The organism is Amphritea sp. GJ51-11 (assembly GCF_055808735.1).
Window position 1 is genome coordinate 3,011,833 of the sequence record NZ_CM147881.1, and the last position, 18,388, is coordinate 3,030,220.

Annotated in this window: 14 protein-coding genes; 10 read left to right on the forward strand and 4 right to left on the reverse strand. The window is 48.9% G+C overall.

What is annotated here, in order from left to right:
* The first annotated feature begins 671 nt into the window (after positions 1-671).
* The 4 genes from xdhA to guaD are packed head-to-tail and all read left to right on the forward strand — an operon-like array spanning position 672 to position 6,703.
* On the forward strand, positions 672-2,111 hold the full coding sequence (gene xdhA / locus AC0L4K_RS13450; RefSeq protein ID WP_417226855.1) for a xanthine dehydrogenase small subunit: 1,440 nt from the start codon (positions 672-674) through the stop codon (positions 2,109-2,111).
* Complete coding sequence (xdhB, locus tag AC0L4K_RS13455; RefSeq protein ID WP_473266640.1) at positions 2,104-4,464, forward strand: xanthine dehydrogenase molybdopterin binding subunit; 2,361 nt, start codon at positions 2,104-2,106, stop codon at positions 4,462-4,464. Before xdhA ends, xdhB begins: the two co-directional genes overlap by 8 nt.
* Positions 4,465-4,504: 40 nt before the next feature.
* Positions 4,505-5,341, forward strand: a complete 837-nt coding sequence (xdhC, locus tag AC0L4K_RS13460; RefSeq protein WP_417226851.1) for a xanthine dehydrogenase accessory protein XdhC — start codon at positions 4,505-4,507, stop codon at positions 5,339-5,341.
* Positions 5,342-5,392: 51 nt separating this feature from the next.
* Entirely contained in the window at positions 5,393-6,703 is a 1,311-nt protein-coding gene (gene guaD / locus AC0L4K_RS13465; RefSeq protein ID WP_473266642.1) for a guanine deaminase, read from the forward strand.
* Positions 6,704-6,844: 141 nt separating this feature from the next.
* Here the strand turns inward: guaD and AC0L4K_RS13470 are convergent, their stop codons facing one another.
* Complete coding sequence (locus AC0L4K_RS13470; RefSeq protein ID WP_417226847.1) at positions 6,845-7,573, reverse strand: GntR family transcriptional regulator; 729 nt, start codon at positions 7,571-7,573, stop codon at positions 6,845-6,847.
* 430 nt (positions 7,574-8,003) lie between these two features.
* Here AC0L4K_RS13470 and AC0L4K_RS13475 point away from each other — a divergent pair, with 430 nt between their 5' ends.
* The 4 genes from AC0L4K_RS13475 (at position 8,004) to AC0L4K_RS13490 (ending at position 11,528) form a co-directional block, all read left to right on the forward strand.
* Positions 8,004-8,147 carry a hypothetical protein gene (locus AC0L4K_RS13475; RefSeq protein WP_473266645.1) on the forward strand — a complete coding sequence of 48 codons (144 nt, stop codon included), beginning with the start codon at positions 8,004-8,006 and terminating at the stop codon, positions 8,145-8,147.
* Positions 8,148-8,149: 2 nt separating this feature from the next.
* Positions 8,150-9,451, forward strand: coding sequence for an NCS2 family permease (locus AC0L4K_RS13480; protein ID WP_473266647.1), 1,302 nt, complete (start codon positions 8,150-8,152; stop codon positions 9,449-9,451).
* 181 nt (positions 9,452-9,632) lie between these two features.
* The gene (locus tag AC0L4K_RS13485; RefSeq protein ID WP_417226845.1) at positions 9,633-10,043 is read left to right on the forward strand and encodes a GFA family protein; all 411 of its coding nucleotides are present in this window, start codon (positions 9,633-9,635) and stop codon (positions 10,041-10,043) included.
* A 141-nt stretch (positions 10,044-10,184) separates the two neighbouring features.
* Positions 10,185-11,528 (forward strand): NAD(P)/FAD-dependent oxidoreductase, encoded by a 1,344-nt coding sequence (locus AC0L4K_RS13490; RefSeq protein WP_473266649.1) that lies wholly within the window; start codon positions 10,185-10,187, stop codon positions 11,526-11,528.
* A 25-nt stretch (positions 11,529-11,553) separates the two neighbouring features.
* Here AC0L4K_RS13490 and AC0L4K_RS13495 read toward each other — a convergent pair whose 3' ends face one another.
* A complete protein-coding gene (locus AC0L4K_RS13495; RefSeq protein ID WP_417226842.1) occupies positions 11,554-12,078 on the reverse strand; it encodes a lipocalin family protein in 525 nt (174 codons plus the stop codon).
* Between the two features lie 254 nt (positions 12,079-12,332).
* Here AC0L4K_RS13495 and AC0L4K_RS13500 point away from each other — a divergent pair, with 254 nt between their 5' ends.
* The gene (locus AC0L4K_RS13500) at positions 12,333-14,819 is read left to right on the forward strand and encodes an FG-GAP repeat domain-containing protein (RefSeq protein WP_473266651.1); all 2,487 of its coding nucleotides are present in this window, start codon (positions 12,333-12,335) and stop codon (positions 14,817-14,819) included.
* A gap of 162 nt (positions 14,820-14,981) precedes the next feature.
* The gene (locus AC0L4K_RS13505) at positions 14,982-16,805 is read left to right on the forward strand and encodes a sensor histidine kinase (protein ID WP_473266653.1); all 1,824 of its coding nucleotides are present in this window, start codon (positions 14,982-14,984) and stop codon (positions 16,803-16,805) included.
* On the opposite strand, the gene AC0L4K_RS13510 is transcribed toward AC0L4K_RS13505, so the two are convergent.
* Positions 16,802-17,431, reverse strand: a complete 630-nt coding sequence (locus AC0L4K_RS13510; protein ID WP_417226836.1) for a LuxR C-terminal-related transcriptional regulator — start codon at positions 17,429-17,431, stop codon at positions 16,802-16,804. The two genes, AC0L4K_RS13505 and AC0L4K_RS13510, sit on opposite strands and share 4 nt — an antisense overlap.
* Positions 17,432-17,492: 61 nt before the next feature.
* Positions 17,493-18,212: a polyamine aminopropyltransferase gene (locus AC0L4K_RS13515; protein ID WP_473266655.1), complete on the reverse strand. Its 720-nt coding sequence runs from the start codon at positions 18,210-18,212 to the stop codon at positions 17,493-17,495.
* Positions 18,213-18,388 lie beyond the last annotated feature (176 nt).

Genomic DNA, 18,388 nt, shown 5'->3' on the forward strand with positions numbered 1-18,388 from the left:
TGAATCCACGCTGTTAATCCGTGGCGAATCGATACTCGTTTTCAGCCCTTTAGGCATCAAGTTTGCCAATCCCAACACGCTCAAAATGCCTGTGCTCGGCACTCGTTGGCCGTTTAAGCAGCATGAATGCCGGCAACGATGGCGCTAATGCTGGATGATGGGCTACAAAAATAATAGAGGAGAAGCTAATTGTCTACAAAACAGAAAATATATGTATCCATATTACGAAAAAGATTAGCGTCGATAACCGGTAATATTAACAACCACTATCACGCTCACAACGCTCAGTTTGAACACCATGACCCTCAGCCCACTGAACTGAATCAATGGAAAATCACCGCAACTTAAGTGTTTTAGCATAATAGAAAGGACTCAATAGACCAACATATCGATCCAAAAGAAGGCTGTTTGAATTGTATACAATAAATCTCTAAATAAAGGGATACACCGTAAAGATGCGGAGATCAGCAGAAATTAACGCCAAACAACCCAAAAAGAACAGAGTAATTTAGTGCATTAAAACGGTAGAGTAGATAAATAGCGTATAGGTAATGATCGGTTTTAGTAACTGAGGACCTAAAATAAGTTGACTAAAAAGTCAGGTTTTAATTTAATGATTGAAATCCGAACTAAACTCCAAGATAGATAACCATAATAACAGGAGGTCCACCTTGATCAGGTTCTTACTCAACAAGGAGCTTCGCGTCGAGCAGCAGTTAGACCCCAATATGACGGTACTCAACTATCTCCGCGACGAACGCAGTAAAACCGGTACCAAAGAGGGTTGTGCTTCGGGTGACTGTGGCGCCTGTACCGTAGTACTAGGCGAACTGGATGGCGATCGAATCCGTTACAAAAGCATCAACGCCTGCCTCACCTTCATCGCCACCCTCAACGGAAAACAACTGATCAGCGTTGAAGACCTCAAGCAGGGGTCAACTTTACACCCCGCTCAGCAGGCGATGGTTGACTGTCATGGTAGTCAATGTGGCTTCTGTACCCCCGGCATCGTGATGTCGATGTTTGCCCTGGGAAAAAATATAACCCATCCCAATAAAGAAGAGATTAACGAAGCATTGGCAGGCAACCTCTGTCGCTGCACCGGCTATCGGCCGATTATTGAAGCCGCCGAAAAGATGGCTAACGATGTAACCCCGGATAGCTTCACCTCGGAAGAGGCAGCCACAGTGGCAAAATTACGGCAGATACAGCCACAACAACAAGTGGAACTGTCGGATGGTACAAAACGGGCTTTCAACCCCACCACTATCGCAGAACTAGCTGACCTCTTAACCGCCTATCCAAACGCTCGACTGCTTGCCGGCGGCACTGATTTGGCACTCGAAGTAACCCAATTTCATCGCCCCATCGAAACCCTAATTTACATCGCCGATATTCCCGCCTTAAAAGAGATTCATATAACGGATCAACAGTTAGAACTCGGCGCTAGCGCCTCATTGAGCAACTGCTACCAGCGTTTAAACTACGATTACCCCGATGTTGGCGCACTGTTACACCGCTTTGCGTCACTGCAGATCCGTAATCAAGGCACCTTAGGCGGTAATATTGGCAACGCATCCCCTATCGGCGATGCACCACCGATGTTAATTGCTCTGGATGCAAAACTGGTGCTAAGAAAAGGTGAGCAACAACGCACCCTAGATCTGCAAGATTACTTTATCGATTACAAAGTCACCGCTCAGCAACCGGGGGAGTTTATAGAAAAAGTGATCGTGCCCCGCGCCGCCGATAACGGTGAGTTTCGCAGCTATAAAATCTCCAAGCGGATCGATGACGATATCTCCGCTGTATTAGGCTGTTTTAATCTTAAAATCAGCAATGGTGTGGTTGAATCCGCGCGGATCGCCTTTGGCGGTATGGCGGCAATTCCTAAACGGGCCAGCTACTGTGAACAGGCACTCATCGGTGCTCCTTGGACAAGGACCAGCATTGAACAAGCTAAAGCAGCACTGCAACAGGATTTCAATCCTATCTCAGATTTTCGTGCCTCACGAGAGTATCGCCTATTGGTCGCCACCAATATGCTGACCCGTTACTTTATTGAGATCGAAACGCCAGACGTCGAAACACGGGTAACTGCCTATGTCTAATCATCAAAAAGCCAGCAGTTATGCAGCGATGCTGGAAAAAGTTCAACAGGATATCACCACCGGCGTAGGCCGTAGCGTTAAACATGAAAGCGCAGCGAAGCAGGTCAGTGGTGAAGCGATCTATATTGATGACCGCTTAGAATTCCCCAATCAACTGCATATCTATGCACGTATGTCCGACAACGCCCATGCTCGCATCACCCGTATCGACACAACCCCCTGCTACGCATTTCCCGGTGTCGCCATTGCCATTACTGCAAAGGATATTCCCGGCATCGTCGATATTGGCGCACTCAAGCCTGGCGACCCGTTACTGGTAGAGGAGTTAGTTGAATATGTCGGCCAGCCACTATTAGCAGTGGCCGCCGATGACCATGAGACCGCCCGTAAAGCCGCAATGGCGGCTATCGTAGAGTATGAAGCGCTCGAACCGGTGCTCTCAGTAGAACAAGCATTTAACAACAAACACTATGTTAGCGAGCCACACACCCATAAGCGGGGTGACTCCACGGCGGCATTGGCTGGCGCGAAGCACAGCGTATCCGGCAGCGTTCATATCGGCGGTCAGGAGCACTTTTATCTGGAAACCCAGATTGCTTCCGTAATGCCCACCGAAGACGGCGGGATGATTGTTTATTCCTCCACCCAGAATCCTACCGAAGTGCAGAAACTGGTCGCCGAAGTACTGGATATCCCGTTTAACAAAGTGCAGATCGATATGCGCCGCATGGGTGGCGGCTTTGGGGGTAAAGAAACACAGGCGGCAGGCCCTGCGTGTATCGCGGCAGTGGTTGCTAAGCTGACGGGGCGTCCGGCCAAGATGCGACTCCCACGGATGGAAGATATGATGATGACCGGTAAACGGCATCCTTTCTTCAATCAATATCAAGTTGGCTATGACGATAATGGCAGAATAACCGGTTGTGAGATGAAGCTAGCAGGCAACTGCGGCTACTCACCGGACCTATCAGACTCGATCATTGACCGAGCAATGTTCCACAGCGATAACGGTTACTACCTCGGTGATGCCACCATCACCGGCTACCGCTGTAAAACCAACACCGCATCCAATACCGCCTATCGTGGTTTTGGCGGACCTCAGGGTCTGATTATGCCGGAAATTATTCTCGATGAAATTGCCCGAAAACTAGGCAAAGATCCCTTAGAGGTTCGTAAACACAACCTCTATGGCGAAGCAGGCCGGGACACCACCCACTACTACCAGAAAGTGGGAGATAATGTTCTCCCTGAAATGCTTGATGACCTTGAACGCAGTAGCGATTACCAACAGCGCCGCCAAGAGATTAAAGCCTACAACGCCACCAGCCCGATTCTTAAAAAGGGATTAGCACTGACACCGGTGAAATTCGGCATATCCTTTACCGCCAGCTTCCTTAACCAAGCCGGGGCGCTTGTTCATATCTACACCGACGGCAGTATCCATCTTAACCATGGCGGCACCGAGATGGGCCAAGGCCTCAACACCAAAGTGGCTCAAATTGTTGCCGAAGAGTTTCAGGTGGATATCGACACCATCCAAATAACCGCCACCAATACTGAGAAAGTACCGAATACTTCACCAACCGCGGCATCATCTGGGACAGATTTGAACGGTAAAGCCGCCCAGAACGCAGCCCGCACCATTAAACAGCGATTGCTCGAGTTTGCTGCCAATCACTTTAAAGTGACGCCTGAGGATGTTGAGTTCCGCAATAACCATGTGATGATTCGTAATGAGTTGATGAGCTTCGCTGACTTTATCCAGCTGGCCTATTTCAATCAAGTTTCACTCTCAAGCACCGGCTTCTATCGCACGCCGAAGATCTTCTATGATCGTGAAAAAGCCAGTGGTCGGCCGTTCTACTACTTTGCCTATGGCGCCGCCTGCAGTGAGGTAGTGATCGATACGCTAACCGGCGAGTATAAAATTCTGCGGGTTGATATCCTCCATGATGTCGGCGCATCACTGAACCCAGCGATCGATATTGGTCAGGTCGAAGGCGCATTCGTACAAGGCGCAGGCTGGCTCACCACGGAAGAGTTGGTGTGGAACGATCAAGGCCGTCTTATGACCTCCGGGCCTGCTGGTTATAAAATCCCGGCGATAACCGATATGCCAATCGATTTCCGCGTCCGCTTGGTCGAAAACCGTAAAAACAAAGAAGACACCGTATACCACTCCAAAGCCGTAGGCGAACCCCCCTTTATGCTCGGTATCTCCGTCTTCTGTGCCATAAAAGACGCCATATCCAGCATTGCCGATTATCGCAACAGCCCTGCATTAGATGCACCCGCCACCCCAGAACGGGTGTTGTGGGCAGTGCAAGAACAGCAGGCTGCAGCAGCAAAATGACTCTCAAGTTTTCGCTAACCGCACTGTTAGGAGCCCTATCATGAATACTCCGTGGATCGCAGCGCTAAGCCAAATTGAAGCCGATGCTACCCCGGCCGTCATGATTACGGTGGTCGAGGAACGGGGTTCAACACCGCGTAATGCCGGAGCTAAAATGATCGTCAGTCAGGTCCAGCAGTTTGACACCATCGGCGGTGGGCATTTGGAATATAAAGCGATCAAAATTGCCCGTAAACTATTAGCCCAAGGCCAAACCCAACCACAACTAGAACGCTTCTCCCTCGGCGCAAGCCTCGGACAGTGTTGCGGCGGGGCCACCACGCTATTGTTTGAGCCACTGAATACCGACACCGTCAACATCACCCTCTTCGGCGCAGGCCATGTTGGCCGGGCGCTAATTCCCATACTCGCTAGCCTGCCCTGCCGAGTGCGTTGGGTCGACGCCCGTGAAGATGAGTTCCCCGATCATATTCCTGAAGGGGTGGAAAAAGTAGTCAATGAATACCCGGTGGATGAGATAGAGAAACAACCCAGCGGCAGTTACTTTATTGTCATGACCCACAACCACCAACTCGATCAAGAACTCACCGAAGGCATACTCAAACGGAATGATTTTAGCTATTTCGGGCTGATTGGCTCCCTCACCAAGCGCAATAAATTTATCCACCGGCTGCAAGCAAAAGGCTTTACCAGCGAACAGATTGCTAGGATGACTTGCCCTATGGGGATCGCCGAAGTGAGCGGCAAGCTCCCCGCCGAGATCGCCGTATCGGTCGCAGGGGAAGTCATTGCCCACTATAACGCCGGATTTAACGCACAACGAAAAGGCAGCAGCCATAGCACCGTTGCCTCCGTGGTTGATCGTTTGGCGATCTAAATCGACCCGGCAAGAAATAGAACACACCTTGAAGTAAAACTGAGAGCCCGCATGACACATAACACTGTAACCGCTTACCGCGCAGCGATTCTAGATAGCCTTGGCGATCCCGCAGAGATCGGCTTAAACAACAGTATCCGCTATTTTGAAGATGGTCTGATGCTGGTTGAAAATGGCACAATCACGGCTTTGGGCGATGCCACGGCACTGTTACCCAACCTACCTCAGGGTTGTGAAATCAAACACTATGAAGACGCCCTGATCGCACCGGGCTTTATTGATACCCATATCCACTATCCGCAAACCGGTATGATCGCCTCCTATGGCGAGCAGCTGCTCGACTGGCTCGAAAACTATACCTTCCCGGCTGAACAGCAGTTTGCCGACCGCCAACATGCTGATGAGGTCGCCGATATCTTTGTCACCGAACTGCTGCGTAACGGGACCACCACTGCGCTGGTGTTTGGCACGGTTCACCCTGAATCAGTGGATGCTTTTTTTGCCCGTGCAGAGCCACAAAACCTGCGCATGATTGCCGGCAAGGTGATGATGGATCGTAACGCTCCAGCCGCGCTCACGGACAGCCCACAAAACAGTTATGAAGAGAGTAAAGCACTGATCGAGCGCTGGCACGGCAAGGGCCGATTACATTATGCCGTTACGCCTCGCTTCGCCCCTACCAGCTCACCAGAACAGTTAGCGATGGCCGGTCAGCTGTTGCAAGAGTACGACGGCCTCTACATGCATACCCACTTGTCAGAGAATAAGAGTGAAATCGAATGGGTTAAAGCACTGTTCCCAGAACAAAAAGGCTATCTCGATGTGTATGACCATCACCAGCTTTTAGGGGAACGTTCAGTGTTTGCCCACGGTGTGCATCTTTGTGATGAGGAGTGCGCGCGGCTAGGTGAAACCGGCTCTGCAATCGCCTTCTGCCCTACCTCGAATCTATTTCTCGGCAGCGGCCTGTTTAACCTACCCCAAGCAGAGCAACACAACATTAAGGTTGGCCTAGGCACCGATGTCGGCGCTGGCACTAGCTTTTCAATACTGCAAACCTTGAATGAAGCCTATAAAGTGATGCAGTTACAGGGGGTCAAGCTACACCCCTATAAATCCTTTTATCTAGCGACCCTCGGCGGTGCCCGAGCGCTGCAACTGGATGATAAAATCGGCAACCTCGAACCGGGTAGCGAAGCTGACTTTATCGTCTTGGATTATAAGGCGACACCACTGTTGAGCTATCGCATGGCCCAGACAAAAACCATCGAGGAGCGGCTATTTGTGATGATGACCCTCGGGGACGACCGGATGATCAAACATACTTTTGCCATGGGTAAATCGGTTTACGATCGCAGTTAGGCCCTTGGACAATAGGGCTTATCAAATATATCAACTGTAAAAATAATCATAAAAAAAGGCTGATCCTATCAAGATCAGCCTTTTTTATGACCCAATGGGTACTCCAACATCGCTATTTCGTTCTATTCTCGACGACCGAGATCAGCGGGGATTGCGCACATGGGAGAAGATAGCTCGTAAATCATCGGTGGCAATCTCATCATCCAAACTGAGTTTTTCTTCTATATGATCAAGATGGTGCATCATCAAACTCACTGCACGGGGTTTGTCTTGCTCCGCAATCGCATCGATCAGTTCAAAATGTTCATCATAAGAACAGTGGGATTTAGCTCCGCTTTCATACTGCGCAATAATCAGTGAACAAAGAGATACAAGGCTGCGCTGAAAACTCAACAGAGGAGGGTTGTTTGCAATTTCAGCCAGCAACAGGTGAAACTCTCCGGACAGTCGGATACCCGCACCACGATCACCACGGTCAAAACACGCCTGCTCATCACGAACCATCTGTCTAAGCTGTTCCAACTGTTTTTTCTGAGCATGATCACAGACCAGTTCAGTGACTGATTTTTCCACCACCCGGCGGGCAAACACGATCTGCCGAGCTTCTTCTATCGTTGGTGAGGCGACTACCGCTCCCCGGTTCGGCCGCAATACCACCACCTGTTCATAACCTAAACGCGATAGGGCTCGACGAATGATGGTACGGCTAACACCAAAGATCTCACCCAGCGATTCTTCATTGAGTTTAGTACCCGGGGCAAGACGCTGCTCTAGGATCGCATCGAAAATATATGCGTAGACAATATCATCTTGGGTCTTTTTACCGTCCCGTTTGGTATCACTCTTTTTTAACTCAGATATCTGACTCATAAAGCCTCATTAACACCGACTCACCGGCCAAAAGCTAATGGAAAAACAGCCATAACTTTTTGATTGAAAACGTCATTAATTATACATATAAGGGTATATTTTGTACACATATTCACCGGTCACAAAAAATACTCGCACTCCCGGAAATTCTAACAAAATAAGCGATATCATCGGCCATAACCGAGACTCTACCGGCGTTCTTTGTCATCAATAAACAGCCATTCAAGAAGACACTAAAATCGTCAAAACTCAAAAACCTGACTTTTGGGTTGACTTTTTTGTATACAATTATAGTATGAATAAAACACAATGCTGTTTAGGACACGTCACATTTCCAAGGAATGAAACACAACAACCCGGCGGTCAATCTACCCAATGGCAGCCTTAATAACAATAATATGGGTGAGACCCCAAATCAGGAGTTAAAGTTGTGGATAACATACAACTTGATGCAACCAAGACGGATTCGCCATCGTCGCCAGGCAACCGTAGCGTTGTAGATCGTTTTTTTAAACTCAGCAAACATAAAACCAATGTGCGCACAGAGATCATCGCAGGCCTCACACCTTCGTGACCATGTCCTACATTATGTTTCTCAACCCCATTATCATGTCTAAAACCGGCATGCCCTTCGATGGCCTCTTTCTCGCGACCTGTATCGGTGCCGCCATCGCCACCATTTTTATGGGCATCTATGCCAACTGGCCGATCGGCTTAGCACCGGGCATGGGTCTAAACGCCTTCTTTACCTTTACCGTCGTGCTAGAGATGAACTACAGCTGGCAGATCGCACTGGGGGCCGTGTTTCTCTCCGGCATTCTATTTGTACTGATGAGCGTCACCCGCTTACGAGAATGGATGTTAGAAAGTATTCCCATGAGTATGCGTCTAGCGATGACCGCTGGTGTCGGCCTCTTCCTCGGCTTTATCGGACTACGTTTTACCGGTTTGATCGTACCTAACCCCGACAACATGCTCGCCTTAGCCGATCTAACTCACTTTGGTTTCGGCCCGTTCGGCCCTGAAGCGCCAGCCCTAGGGTTACTCAGTTTCCTGATTATCAGTGTGCTAAGCTATCTCCGAGTGTTTGGTTCGGTGATTATCGGCATTGTCGTGACAACCGCCATTGCCTTCCTAATGACCGCACTACTGCCTGTCGATTTTTTCACAGTGACCTCCGATAGGGCGCCACTGTCTGGTTTTATGGCTTGGCCCGAGAATGGTCTCGTCGCCGTGCCTAACTTTGCCGACCTCGCTCCCGTCTTTATGCAGCTCGATATCATGGGCGCATTGGATGTTGCACTGATTCCAGTGATTATCACCTTTCTGTTTGTTAACATTTTCGATACCGCAGGCACCCTAATGGGGGTCGCTCAACGGGCTAACCTACAAGATGAAAACGGTAAGATCGAAGGCCTGGATAAGTCCCTCAAGGCCGACTCAATCTCCTCCGTTATCGGTACCGCCTTCGGTTGCCCTCCCGTTACCTCCTATGTTGAATCAGCCGCAGGTGTCGCCGCCGGTGGCCGTACCGGTTTAACCGCTGTCGTCATTGGCATCATGTTCTTGCTAGGCGTGTTCCTACTACCTCTGGCGCAGATGCTGCCCGGCTTTGCCGTGGACGGTGCATTGATCTATGTCGCCATGTTAATGATGGGTTCCCTAGCCAGTATCGACTGGGATGATCTTACCGAGTTTGCCCCCGCCCTGATGACCACCATCATGATGCCACTGACCTTCTCTATCGCTAACGGTATCGCTATCGGCTTTATCACCTATACCGTTATGAAAGTCACCACCGGTAAAGCATCATCCATCACTAGCGGTGTATGGGTGCTAACCGCTATCTTTGTGGCTAAGTTTATCTTTCTGCCCTAAGCCTTAAACACGTCTTAGAACGGACGTTTTAGTACAACTCTCAAGCCCTCCTCTGAGGGCTTTCGTTTACCAGCCGCTAAAAAACCCTCACTTTACCCACGCTCCTGCTTGGCATATTCTTGCTTAACGGCTGTAGACCGTAAAACCCAACGACCGCGATCTATTTAATCAGGAGATATAGATGACTTATCCAATTGAGGGTGCCTGCCAATGTGGCGGCGTAACTTATAAGTTATTATCAGCCCCGCAGTTCATTTTGGCCTGTCATTGCATCGCATGTCAGAAGCTATCCACCAGCGCCTTCAGCATTACCGCCATCGTTGACGCCAGCGCCATTGAGTTTAAAGGTGAGATGAAAGAATGGAGTCGTCCCGCCGACAGCGGTAATATCTCTGCAGCCAAATTTTGCCCTAGCTGTGGTAACCGGATCTACCATTTCGACCCGGCTACACCCAACGTTATCAAACTCAAACCCTCTACTCTGTCCGACACCCGTATTTTAAAACCCACTCGACATATATGGGTTAGCCAAAAACAGGACTGGTTTGAGATTCCCGAAGGTGTCGAAGTGTTCCAAAAACAAACCTCATAAAGGATTAGGAATCGTCGAGCGGTTATTACCGCTTGCGGCAATCACTCAGTCAACTATCACTCAGCCAGATAGGCCATAGCCAATGGTTAGTTGAGCCTACTGGCGAATGTTGATAGCGCACAACACTTCAGGGACTTCAATATGATCAATCTAAGCACACCTATTGCGTTCAATGACACACTCCCCGACGCGGTCGATGTGGTGGTTATTGGCGGAGGCATTATCGGTATCTTCTCCGCCCTAAATATTGCCCGCTCGGGTCTCAGCGTGATGGTGATCGAAAAAGGCCGTATCGCGGGGGAACAATCATCCCGCAATTGGGGTTGGATTCGCCAACATGGCCGTGATGCGGCCGAATTACCTATTATGATGGAAGCCACTCGGTTATGGGAAAACATTGATCAAGAGGTCAAAGGCCGCACAGGGTTCAAGCGTGTCGGCGTGATGTACCTCTCACAAACAGAAGAGGCCCAGGCTCAGCGCGAAGCATGGCTTAGCACTGCCGCTGCACATGGTGTCGATACCGTGGCCCTATCGAGTGCACAAATAGGGCAACACATACAACTGGATGCACACTCGAAGAATCCTTGGGTTGGTGCAACCTATACCGCCAGCGATGCGCGTGCCGAACCTTGGCAGGCGATCCCCGCGATCGCCGAACTGGCCCACAGTGAAGGCGTGCTGATTAAAGAAAATTGCGCCGTGCGCACATTAGACATTGAAGCCGGCCAAATCACCGGCGTTATTACCGAGGCGGGACGCATTAAAACAGCGCAAGTCGTGGTCGCCGGAGGCGCTTGGTCATCGTTGTTTCTACGCCGTCATGGAATCACTATTCCCCAGTTATCGGTACGCGCCTCTGTGGCCAGAACCGCGCCTATTCAAAGCATTACCACCACCAGCTTTGCCGATAAAAAACTGGCGGTGCGTCGACGCAATGACGGTGGTTACTCGCTTGCGCTCACGGATTCCCATGATCACTTTATTGGTCCGGATTCGTTTCGTTTGTTGCCTAAATGGATAAAAACCGGGTTGCAAAATATTCATGAAATCCGCCCTTGGGTCAATGAAATAGCCAACTCTCCTGATGCGTGGCGGGTTGAACGTCATTGGGCTGCGGATGAAATTAGCCCCTTTGAACTAACCCGCGTTCTCGACCCAGCGCCCGCTAAGGGCAAGGTAAAAGTGATGCAACAACGCTTTGCGCAAAGGTTTCCACAAATAGGTGAGCCTCAGATTCTGGATGCTTGGGCTGGCATGATCGATGCCATGCCTGATATTGTGCCTATCGTTGACCGAGTGCCCAATTTTGCAGGACTCATTGTGGCGACAGGGATGAGTGGCCACGGCTTCGGTATCGGCCCGGCGTTCGGTAAAATCGTGGCACAAATGGTGAACAAAGAAGATAGCGAACATGATTTATCACGCTTCCGCTTCTCTCGTTTCAGTGATGGCAGCACCTTAGATATTGGGCCCAATATCTAAATAGAACATCATCTTCCCTGCGTGGTTACTGACGCTGTTCAACAACAATAACAGCGTCAGTATCAAAGCCTCTAACCTTAGCCATTTTCATAAATTTCTGCATGACCTCAGGTTTAACGTCAGGCGTTCGGGACAGCAGCCACAAATAAGAGGTGTCAGGCCCAGAGACAAATGCATACTGATAGCCTTCGTGGTCCAGTTCAAACACCACATACGAGCCGTAGAATGGCCCAAAAAAGGAAACCTTCAAATAGCCTTCATCGCTTTCGTTAACAAAATAAGCCTTCCCCTCTGCTTCCTGCCATTCTCCTTTTGCCGTTGAAAAACCCCGATTGAGCACGGCCACGCCACCATCCTCTCGCCGAGTATATTCAGCCAAAACCTGGGTTAACCCTCGTTCAAATGAGTGATCGAGTCGAGCAATTTCATACCACTGACCTAAATATCGCTCTAGTTCAAACTGATCGACCGGTGTCACTGACTTCGGCATGCCTAAGCAACCATTCAGTAACAGTGCCATCATCAGCGTTAATAAAATGTTCACCGCCACTTGAAAGACCTTATGCTAAACGTTTAAAGCATCATACGTCGCGCTTGCCATTCAGATCATTACCGCTGTAATACTGGAACAACACCCTAAAACATATCCTTGTCAGCCTGCCTGAGATCTAACTCAAGCACCTGTCGCATACGACAGTTGTCTATCACCACCACTGTCTCTAGAGTGTAGTCTGATAACTTTAATAAAAAATCTATCCATTTGAGCGATGATGTTGGCTTAAGGATAACAAGACAGGTAGCGTCATGAGCGATAAATATCTAAAACAGAATTTAACCACGCCATCACCACCTCTTAGGTCGAGCCTAAAAAGCACCGTGATTAAATCATCAATCACGCTCTCTTTACTGCTGACCTCGTTGGTCAGTTATGCCGATGAGAACGTGTTACTCGAGCGGGTACGCTACTGCGATTTTCGTGGTATTAATAATGTTTGCGCCGGCACAGCCTCCACCCCATCAAAATTTCAAGCTTGGAATGATGCAGGCGTTTCAACCGAGGGGCAACGCAACACCTATATCGCGATCGTTAACCAGCCACCAAAAGATCAGGTCCGTAAGGTTGTGTTTATCTCAGCAGGACAACAAACAGACCCCGGTGGAGAGAAAAAAGGCAAGTTTGGTAAGGGCTATCCTAACGTACTAACGGGGCAACCCAACGATTATAAAGATGGCTGTATGAACGCCACCAAAAGCTGCACCCGTACGATTGACGCTCGGTCAGTCCTCGGTCGCTTGCGGGGGGATGGTAAATTTAGTGATAACGACACCCTGTTTATCGCCGCGTTTGATATGCGCTTTGGCTACTATCGATCCACCGCCGAAAAACAGAAACGAGAAAACGCTTATTGGGAGTTTCTCACGTCAAAGTTTGATCCTAAAAAAGTGGAGTTAATCGTCTTGGCGGGGCAAAGCCGCGGGGGCTGCATGATGTTCCGACTCGGACAAAAGCTGCGGGCAACATCCACCTATGAAAATATCCCCTTAATCGTGCAAGGCTTAGACCCTGTTTGCTCCACCACCGGCACCCCAAATGTTGGCCGGGAACTCCCTCCGTTAAGTGGCGTATATAAAAACCCACTCAATAGTGGTTATGAATCCTATCCTATCGATATGGATCAAGTTTTCCCCAGCGACCACCGTAACAAACTGGCGGTTCTGGATATTCACGGTGGCGGTGAAGTATGGGACCTAGAACCGGACATCCGTTCATTCACATGGAAGGCCAGCGATACCGACCTCGGCTGGTGGAAACAAAAGTGGGTGAATGCCGGTCATGAAGATATGGGGGGGAAATATGAACACTCATGGCAAACTGTTGACTTAGCGGTTACCCATATTTACGACTCGATGTACCTATTTGGCAGCACCCATTTCAAATCAACCGCTCAACATCCGGTTGATATCAATGGCGATGGCTTAAGTGACATAGTGCTACGCTCTCGAAACCCGCAACAAGGGCTCATCATTCATACAAAATTATCCAACGGCGATGGCTCATTCACCGATAAAGCGTTTATCTCCGGTGATGGTGCAGCGGTAGACTTACTACCGATGCTCTCCGGTTATTTCAATGCCGACAACAAAACAGATCTACTGTTACGTTATTACCACCCACAGAAAGGCTTAATGCTGCGCACCAAGTTTTCCAATGGTGATGGCAGCTTCACAGAAAAAGAGTATCAGGCTGGCGATGGCCATAGTGCAGCAGAAAAACTGGCGTTTATCGGTGATGTCGATGGCGATAAACTGTCCGATCTCATCTCACTGTATCAGCACCCCACCTCTGGGTTGCACATCCGCGTTAAATACTCGAATGGCGATGGTACTTACCGAGAAACTGATCACCGCTCCGGTGATGGCGCCATGGGTGACTCTATGCGTATGCATGCCGCCGATGTTAACGGTGATGGTAAAACCGACCTAATCTACCACTTCCAAAGTGGTTCAAATAACTTCCAAATACGAACCCAAATCTCTAATGGCGATGGCAGCTTCACCTATAAAAAACTGATCCCCGGTGGTTGGTGGCATATGAATAATATGCAAAGCTTTGTCGGTGATGTGAATCGCGATAAGAAGTCTGATCTCATCCTAATCACCCGTGACCATGGCACGAAGTTATTACGCGCCAATACTTATCTCTCTCAAGGGGATGGTACCTATCATCGAGTCATACAGGATCTCGCCGAAACCGCCGACGTTGATAAACTGGAAACCTTAGTCGGTGATTTCAATGGTGATCGCAGAACTGATATTCTGCTACGTAAGCGTGACCCACAACAAGGTTTGATTCTGCGGCTTAAACTCGCCAAAGGTGATGGTCATTATACCCATGTTCAACATATCGCCGGAGACGGGCCTCAAATCGATAATTTTTCTGCTTTGATCGGTAATATCGATAAAGGACAAACAGCTGATCTTATCCTGCGAGCACGCACGGCTAATGGCATATTAATACGCTCCAAGCTAAGCAAAAGCGATGGTAGTTTCTCCGAAGCGCAATACAACGCAACCGGTGATACCCTTATGTTGATGCGATACCCCGCCCTTAGCGGTGCGATGAGATGGGCCGGCGGCGGAACCTTTCACCCCTGCGGCGGCTGTGCAAAGACCACTTCCGCTGCAGACAAAGTAGCCGTCAAAAAAGCGACCGTACTGCTAACAAAACCATCCATACCCGGCGGGAATGTAGTACATAAAGCGGTTCAGGTGCCGCAATTAAAGCAATAAATAGCCCTATTTATCCTGCAGACTGAGGGGCTACACAGCCCCTCAGCGATGGAGGCTTAGTAGCCTTTTCGGTTAACCCATTAGGCTGAGATAAACTCAACTAAAATCGGTGATTGATATTTTAGCCAGTACCCCTCTAACGACCGGCCCGAGTAACCCGCGATGATCAACTGCATCAAAGCATGCCTATTTATTACCCTCTTGATCGGTAATAGCTTTGCTGTGGCAAATGATGTTCAGCTTAAAAATAACTGGTTGTTTCAACACGGCGATAGCCCAGACTGGAGCCAACCCTCATTCGATGACAAGCCATGGGAAACCGTTGAAGTCCCTAAACTGCTATTTCAAGGACATAACACCCCGGTCAAAGGCTGGTATCGAATCCATTTCGATTTTCAAACATCAAACCAACAAAACTTAGCTCTTTTCATTGAAACCATCCGCCACGGCGATGAAACCTGGCTCAATGGCACTCGTATCGGCGGATTGGGAGAAACCTATAATGCTTGGGATTTTTTACATACAAACCCACAAAGTTTACCGCGACTGTATAAAATACCCGATCAGTTGCTACAGCCGCAAAACAATGTTTTAGCGATCAAAACCAATGTCGGTTTCGGCGCCGCCTGGGGGGCGATGTTTCCCGGTGGGGCTGGCATTACCAAGGGCCAAGTGGTTATTGGTCAATACGATGCATTGCTCGAAAAAGTCCATAAAACAACCCTTAAGATCATCACCCTAGACACCGTCTTTGCGGTCTTAGGGGTCATCGAGTTTGTTATTATTATTGTGCTGCTGAAAACAGCCTTAGGCCCAGTACCTGAATTCAAATGGCTACTCGCCTGTAGCTTTTTCCTGCTATTAGGGGCGGCTGCCCACGATATCAACTACATCTATTCGATTAAATTCATCAGCGCCAACCTTGCCATGGTGACGGCAATGCTGGTGCTGCCCTACACCACCGCTATGTATTTTTGGAGTCAGTACCGGGATATCCCCGGCAAGCTCATCACCGTTTTTTCTGTGACCTGGGCAGTCAACGTTGCGGTGATTTTATTACCCAACATCTCATTCGAGCTGAAAAATCTCTGCTGGTATCTCTGGAACCTACAGGCGGTGGCGTTTTTCCTTTATGCTATCTATGCCGCGTTTAAAGGGCTTATCTATAAACGTGTCGGCGCCTACGCTCAGTTTTTTGGCATTATCATTTATGTCTTTTCTATTCGTAGCCAATGGCTTCCCGATGATTTCTTTGGCCACCGGAATATTCAATTCGGTAGTATCATCTATCGCTATGCACTGCTGTTCGCATACTTTCAGCAGCTAACCCATATCCGCATGGACTTTAAGAAACTCTCTATCAGAATCGTCGATATCACCGACAATGTTCGCCATTCAATTGCTCGAGAACTCCATGATGGCATTGGTCAGCACCTTGCCTCAGCGAAACTTCAGACAAATTTAGCATTACACACCGAAGATAAAGACAAACATCTAGAGTATGTCAAAGCGGAGTTAGAAAGAGCTGTTCAGGGGTTAAGACGCCTGATCAACGGCCTACACCCCGTGATTATCGATCAGACTCCCATCAAGGGGGCGCTCGAAACTGAGTGCAAGAATATTGAAAAAATATATGGCATTAGCACCCAACTCAACGTCACCGATATCGACCTCGATAAACGCACCGAGATTCACGTATTTCGAATATTTCAGGAGTGTGTCGCCAATGCGATCAAACATGGCTTGGCGCGTCAGGTTGAGATCCAGTTAGCGACCAAAAAAGGCTATGTCTTTCTCTCGATTAAGGATGATGGCGTGGGCTTTAACAACAACGTCAAACAGGAATACCGCGACGATGGCGGTTATGGCTTTGTCAGCCTGCAGGAAAGAATCACCCTGTTAAACGGTCATATCGATATCACCAGCAATCAGGGCACAGGCTGTCATATACAGATTAAGTTTCCTGCTGCAGGTATTGCTGCTTAACGAATATAGCCCTGTTTGAGCGCCTCAGCGACCGCATTGGCACGACCATGTGCATTTAATTTAAGGCAGGAGTTAGAGATATGAAAGCGCACCGTGCGTTCAGAGATATCCAACTGCCGTCCGGTTTCCTTATTGGAAAGCCCTTGAGCGGCACAGGCTAACACCTCGATCTCCCGTGTGGTTAAGGTCGCATTGCCATCGGTCGACTCAAATATCGAGAGCGCTTCAATCATCCCGGGAGATAAAAACTGCTCTCCCTGCTGCACATTTTCGATCGCATCGCTCAACTCTTCAAATGCGCTCTCTTTGAGTACATAACCGGATAAGCCTAAGCCCAATAAAGTTTTAGCCAAATGCGCTTCAAGATGCATGGTTAATGCAATCAGTTGAGTAGCCGGACTATGACGCTCGGCAAATTGAAGAATCTCTTCGGTTTTAGCTCCCGGCATCGACAGATCGACTAAGGCAATAGCGGGGCTAAATTGTTTAATGAGCTCAATCAATTCATCGCCATTACTGCCTGTGCCTAATAATTGAAACGTCGGCGATTTACCAATCAAACTACTGAGCCCTTCCAAGAACATTGAATGATCATCAGCCGCAACGATTGTGACAATCTCTGACATAACTGGCTTCCTTATAAGGCGAACAAAATAGGGCTAACGAACGACTCGCGGCGGGGTAATATTAGGCCTTAACACAAACATACACCGAGTTAGTCGATTCATCACTCTGAAACGGGTTATAAAAAGACACCACATGGGCATCGACCCGCGCAAAGACCGTTTTCAACAAAGCCTCAAAGGGGGCTTCCGGCAAATTTTGTGACCACATAGCAAACACACCACCGGGTTTAAGCTGCTCAGCCATTAATGACAGATTTTCGGTGGTATAAAAGCTCGCATTGGCTGAATTAAGATACTCCGTGGGGGAGTGATCAATATCCAATAAAATGGCATCAAACTGTTTCCCGGCGCACTTCGGATCAAAGCCCTTACTCGGCTCAGCCGCTAAATCGAAGAAGCTACCATGCACATAGCGATTGCGGTTATCGGCATTGAGTATTTTACCCAACGGAACCCGTTCATCTTGATGCCAACCAATCACGGTATCAAGCGCATCAACCACCAGCAACTCGGCAATACGTTGATCTTTTAAGGCTGCCACCGCAGTATAGCCGAGCCCCAACCCTCCCACTACAACACTACACTGTTCACCCTGAACGGCGGCTAAACCTAGATCCGCTAATGCCTCTTCCGCCGCCACAAACATACTCGACATCAAAAACTCTTCGCCGAGCTTCACCTCATAGATCTCACGCTCACCAAATGCGGGCATTCGCCGCCGACGCAGAGATATCTGCCCTAAAGGCGAGGCTTGGCTATCGATTTCTTCAAATAATGGCATGGCAGAACAATCCTAGCGTGATATGCGGGCGATCATCATACTTGCTTCGCGCGAGGTTGGAAAATATCCAGACATTTGAGACCCGCCCCATATAGAGGATCGCCTTTATGCTTACCTGACAGCAAAAGGATCCAGCAACAGCATTGCGCCGTACAACAACACAATCAACTTACTCG

What these genes read in the sequence shown, in the direction of transcription:
- AC0L4K_RS13515 (WP_473266655.1), bottom strand. Translation starts at nt 18,212, where the DNA reads ATGCCATTATTTGAAGAAATCGATAGCCAAGCCTCGCCTTTAGGGCAG.
- AC0L4K_RS13480 (WP_473266647.1), top strand. Translation starts at nt 8,150, where the DNA reads ATGTCCTACATTATGTTTCTCAACCCCATTATCATGTCTAAAACCGGC.
- AC0L4K_RS13485 (WP_417226845.1), top strand. Translation starts at nt 9,633, where the DNA reads ATGACTTATCCAATTGAGGGTGCCTGCCAATGTGGCGGCGTAACTTAT.
- AC0L4K_RS13500 (WP_473266651.1), top strand. Translation starts at nt 12,333, where the DNA reads ATGAGCGATAAATATCTAAAACAGAATTTAACCACGCCATCACCACCT.
- AC0L4K_RS13470 (WP_417226847.1), bottom strand. Translation starts at nt 7,573, where the DNA reads ATGAGTCAGATATCTGAGTTAAAAAAGAGTGATACCAAACGGGACGGT.
- AC0L4K_RS13510 (WP_417226836.1), bottom strand. Translation starts at nt 17,431, where the DNA reads ATGTCAGAGATTGTCACAATCGTTGCGGCTGATGATCATTCAATGTTC.
- guaD (WP_473266642.1), top strand. Translation starts at nt 5,393, where the DNA reads ATGACACATAACACTGTAACCGCTTACCGCGCAGCGATTCTAGATAGC.
- xdhB (WP_473266640.1), top strand. Translation starts at nt 2,104, where the DNA reads ATGTCTAATCATCAAAAAGCCAGCAGTTATGCAGCGATGCTGGAAAAA.
- AC0L4K_RS13505 (WP_473266653.1), top strand. Translation starts at nt 14,982, where the DNA reads ATGATCAACTGCATCAAAGCATGCCTATTTATTACCCTCTTGATCGGT.
- xdhC (WP_417226851.1), top strand. Translation starts at nt 4,505, where the DNA reads ATGAATACTCCGTGGATCGCAGCGCTAAGCCAAATTGAAGCCGATGCT.
- AC0L4K_RS13490 (WP_473266649.1), top strand. Translation starts at nt 10,185, where the DNA reads ATGATCAATCTAAGCACACCTATTGCGTTCAATGACACACTCCCCGAC.